We start from the raw sequence: 745 nt of genomic DNA, 5'->3' as shown, positions 1-745 counted from the left end.
TGGCTAGACCACACACCCTACCACTGCGGGCGACGCAAACCTTAAGATTGAGGTGTAGGGTGTGTGCGGTACGCACGCACGCGGTTTTCGTTGTTACCAAATGATCCCAAACCATGCCGTAATTCAGTCGGCAGCAAACGCTGCTTGGGTCATGTACCAACAAAACTCAATATCAAAGGCCGTCTGAAAAATAATTTTCAGACGGCCTTTCTGTTTTCATTTCAAGCTGATATTTAAGCTTTTTGTTCAATCATCTAACAATCAATCTTTCTCAACCGTAAAAAACAGTGCTTCCTGTTTCAAAGCATTACCGTCTGCATCAGTCAATGCTGCTTCTGCTGCGGAAAACTTGATAACGGCAAGGCTTAGGCTGCCTTGCTCAGTCAGTGCTGTGTTGAGGATGACGCCTGCTTCTTCCTCGCCGACTTTGACGGCAATACCGGCGGCTTCCAAAGAATCGCCGCTTAATACGGCCAGACCGCGTTTGACTTGGCCTCGGTATTGGGCGCGGGCGATGATTTCTTGGCCGGGGTAGCAGCCTTTACGGAAATGGACTGCGCCGATGATGTGTTGGTTGAGCATTTGGGCAACAGCCGCTTCTTTGGTTGCGGCGCAAATCCACGGATAGCCGCTGCGGATTTCGTGCAGGTTCCACGCGTTTTCGGCTCCTGCTTGATATTCGACTGCATTTTCGGCTGCTGAAATTTTCAGATGGCCTGTGTGCGGCAAGGCAATTTCTATGGTG

General features: G+C 50.2%; 1 protein-coding gene. It reads right to left on the bottom strand.

The window, feature by feature from the left end:
• Window positions 1-261 precede the first annotated feature (261 nt).
• Window positions 262-745: CAF17-like 4Fe-4S cluster assembly/insertion protein YgfZ (ygfZ, locus tag ACTHUT_RS21365; protein WP_440419811.1), on the bottom strand; the 484-nt coding region annotated here is incomplete at its 5' end.

The sequence above is a fragment of the Neisseria sp. P0022.S010 genome (genome assembly GCF_051956635.1).
Note: the sequence above shows the minus strand (reverse complement) of the source record. Positions and strands in the feature narration are given on the sequence as shown.